The organism is Blastopirellula marina (genome assembly GCF_002967715.1).
Lineage (GTDB): Bacteria > Planctomycetota > Planctomycetia > Pirellulales > Pirellulaceae > Bremerella > Bremerella marina_B.
Map to the genome: position 1 here is coordinate 1 of NZ_PUIA01000004.1, position 3,674 is coordinate 3,674.

Annotated in this window: 3 protein-coding genes; 2 read left to right on the forward strand and 1 reads right to left on the reverse strand. The window is 48.1% G+C overall.

Annotated features, from left to right (window positions below; genetic code table 11):
- The first annotated feature begins 228 nt into the window (after positions 1–228).
- On the forward strand, positions 229–1,029 hold the full coding sequence (locus tag C5Y96_RS00920) for a hypothetical protein (RefSeq protein WP_158261024.1): 801 nt from the start codon (positions 229–231) through the stop codon (positions 1,027–1,029).
- 15 nt (positions 1,030–1,044) lie between these two features.
- Complete coding sequence (locus tag C5Y96_RS00925) at positions 1,045–3,168, forward strand: hypothetical protein (protein ID WP_105349680.1); 2,124 nt, start codon at positions 1,045–1,047, stop codon at positions 3,166–3,168.
- Between the two features lie 106 nt (positions 3,169–3,274).
- On the opposite strand, the gene C5Y96_RS27665 is transcribed toward C5Y96_RS00925, so the two are convergent.
- Positions 3,275–3,674, reverse strand: a 400-nt coding sequence (locus C5Y96_RS27665; protein WP_214609066.1) for a hypothetical protein, incomplete at its 5' end; no start/stop codon positions are given.

Sequence of the window (3,674 nt, forward strand, 5' to 3'; positions counted from 1 at the left end):
TCTTGCAGGGCTTTAACGATCTGTTCGGGACTACGTCGTTTACGCTTCTTGGTCATGGGAGTCTCCTTGGCCGAAATTGGCCTCTAGACTCTCATAACACATGGACCAGTTTTTGGGGAGCATGCCACCACTGCGTTCGTCTTCTTCAGCAAGCCAAGCATTTCAAGTCACACCCAAGGCGGGACATCTTCTCTTCCGTTTGACACGTCCCCACAACCTGCTTCCCCCTTGCATCGGCTGGCAAGCGAACTGTCAGTTGATTTGAAAAGCGTAACCAAAGAAGACTTCTTACTACAATACGAGGAAAATTCTCTACCGTTTGCACTCCTAGCATCGGAGTATCGCGCAGAGGTTGAGCAGTCTCAAGGCGTGGGCAAAATCCTTGTATCAATGCCCGAACACCTCCTAGATTTTGGTCCGATGATTCAGGTTCGTATTGGCGATCATGCTTGGAGTCCGCTTTTGGTCACAACTACTCAATCTCCTAGCGTTCACTATGTCCCAGCTCGTAAGTATGAGATGAAGGACTCCAGTTCGATATCTCTTCGCCTAGTTTCTCCTGCCCTTGACGGCAACGCTCTTTATACTATCGGTCCCTTTTTATATGACTTCGATTTTGCTTCGGCACGCAAGCAGGGATGTCGTGATAAAATCGAATTCGTGAAGGACAGGATTTCACAACTCCAATGGTTTTACCATGGAAGGTCACAGTTCGATCCTGGTTGGCATGTAAGCCACAAGTTTGCCTCAGTACTAGCCGACGAATCTTTGGTAGTGCAGGAGTTGCGAATCGGTGAGTCAGCCGAGAAACTCAGCGCTATTCCGTTGCTCTTTGGAGAAGATAATGCCCCATTGGACATGAAAAACTTAATAGAGGCGAATCTCCAGTATCTCGATTCGATTCAGCAGACCATGAAGCAGTTGGAAAGATCCGATTATTTGTATGCTCAAGTTGGGTTTATCGATGGTTCGGCGACCGAGGTGCGAGAGATCAGTCATCAGGACCAAATGCTCCCCTCCCCACGGTAACGATGGACGTGGACAATGGAACGCACATTCCGCCCACCGACCAACTTCCGCCTCACAAGTCTTTCGCCTGAAGAGCAGGAGGAAATCGATCAGCTTTGTGAGGAATTTCAGAATGCGTGGGATCCAGTTCATCCCCCTCGCCTCACCTGGTTTCTTGAACGGTATGCAGGACAAGCAAGAGAAGTCTTGATCGATGAATTGCTCTTGGCCGAGTTTTATCACCGGAAAAAGGAGTTGCTGGAGTGCCAATGTGCTGTGGAGTTTGTCCTTGACCAATACCCTGAGGCGAAACTCGAAATCCTTGCCAGTATGCACAGGATTGCCCATCACAAGCCTGACGGATTGCCTGGTGACATTGTCAAACAATTGTTAGACCCATTTCACGTAATCTCGCCCACACTAAACAACTTTCCCTATAAAGAAGGACGAGATTGCAATCCTCACCTCATTAGTTATATCGCCCATGAAAAAACAGCAAGTCGCGAGGTTATTGTCTCCATACTTCACCATCGCAATGAGTTGACAATTAAGCACGTTGCCGCGAAAGCACGAATCCTAAAAACGATCAAGCACGCAGCTCTTGCTGAAATCATTGCAATTGAAATATGTTGCAATAGTGTAATTGTTATTCAGGAATCTGTGGCGGATTCGACACTGGCAAGTGCATACAGTCATCATTCAGAGGAGGCTACGAAGGCCTCCTTCTTGATTGAATGTATCGCAAGAGCACTTCACCTCCTTCATTCAAGGCACATTTTTCACGGGAACATCGGACCGAAGAGTATCTCAATCGAAGAGTCGACAGAACAGCCGTATTTATTGGATTGTTTGAGCTTGCGAGCATTTCAAGCGACGGAACTCCAAAGCATGGGCAGTACGTTCGAACTAAGTGGCGATCTTACTTGCCCACCGACAACTGCCTGTCATGGCCTGAGAAATGATATCCATGCCCTTGGAGCTACACTTTATTGGCTCTTGGCAGAGCGGAGGAGTGGGGGCGATGCACTCAGCCGTCTCATGAACAACCCAAGAATCGACCGCGAATTGGTCAGGCAGGTTTCGGAAGATCTGACTGTTCCGCCAGGTCTGCAAAACATCTGCCTTAGAGCAACAGGGAATGATCCCGAAGTAGAATATGAATCCGCCGAAAAGTTGGCAGATGCGCTCCATGCGTGGCGAAATTCTACGGTTCCGCCGCAGCGACACTCCATGGTCTGGATGTCGGCAATCGCTGTGTCCTTTGCTCTCTTATTTGCCCTTGTCATCCCATTCGTTTTGATGACAAGCGAGGATGCCCCCTCCATGCCTCAAAACATGAGCCATAGGAGGTTGACCGACGCTTCTCTGCCTGCCCTGCTAGGTACCGACAATAATCTGAAAAATCTACTTGCAAGAGAGGGGATCGAAACAGCGAGCATTTCAGGTGAAGACTTTCATGTCACGATCAAAGTTATTAACCCCTTCCTTGCCCCCAGTCCATTTCAATCTAGACTACGTGATGGTGATCTAGCCATCGCAGAAATTGAAATCTCCGATCGACTTCGTGATTTTGCACACACGTTAGAATTTCGCGTAGAAAACCGTCCGTGGCGTCGCCCCTACATTCAAGGCAGTGGAACCAACACTCGTTATTGGGTCCCGCTATCGGAACGCGATATCAAGACAGATGCCGATCTATTTGTCCGCCTTGACTCAAATTCATCCCTCCATAATGAAGGCTTTGTGGTCGGCCCGTTTGAGTATAAGACGAACCTCTTGTCCCAAGTCCGATCAATTCAAAGTGATTTCCTTGAACAGGCAAAAATGACCCTGATCAATTCTAATTGGATTGAGAAACACAGCGGCACAAACTGGTTTTTGGTAAGAGGAAGTGCTATTCGGGAGCGAGCATCTGTAATTCACGAATTTCGTGTAGGGACTTCTAAGGATGACCTGGTTAACATCGCGCCGTTGCGGCCCCTAAGTCGGCAAGGCGAATTCTATGAGCGTCCTCAGGACAACGATTTTAGTGATGCGTTCGGAAGGCTTATCTACACTAAACTTGAATCCTTCTCCGCCACTGATGAATTATTCGTCCAAGTAGTATTTGTTGATGGCATGCAAACGGAAATTCGGCGATTTGCTTCTACCCCAAAATGATTTGGCGACCGAATTTCGGACCATCGGATCGGGCTCTCAGAGAGACGTGCTTATCGCCCTAAATGATCAGGCTGATTCAGCTTGCGGGATGACGAGTGCTTTCAGGTTATCCCAGCGATCTAGCCATCGCAACTACAGCTTCTCGAGGAATACCGCGATGGAAGTAAAACTCGCGAATGCATGGTGAAGCGTTCCTTTGTCCAAGCTCAACATCAATATCTTCGATAGCTTTGCATACCGACAAAACACAACGAGTCGCATGGTTGAATTCGTCCGTCACAATATGCAAATGTTGTCGCTCATATTCGTACTTTTCCTTATTACCGATGGCTGGATTGAACAGATCTTGACGGTATCCCCAAAGAAAGTGTTCATCGTTCTGGCATGCTCCCCAAAAACTGGTCCATGTGTTATGAGAGTCTAGAGGCCAATTTCGGCCAAGGAGACTCCCATGACCAAGAAGCGTAAACGACGTAGTCCCGAACAGATCGTTAAAGCCCTGCAAG

Bases quoted from the DNA above. Each gene is read 5' to 3' on its own strand.
- C5Y96_RS00925 (WP_105349680.1), top strand. From the start codon at position 1,045: ATGGAACGCACATTCCGCCCACCGACCAACTTCCGCCTCACAAGTCTT.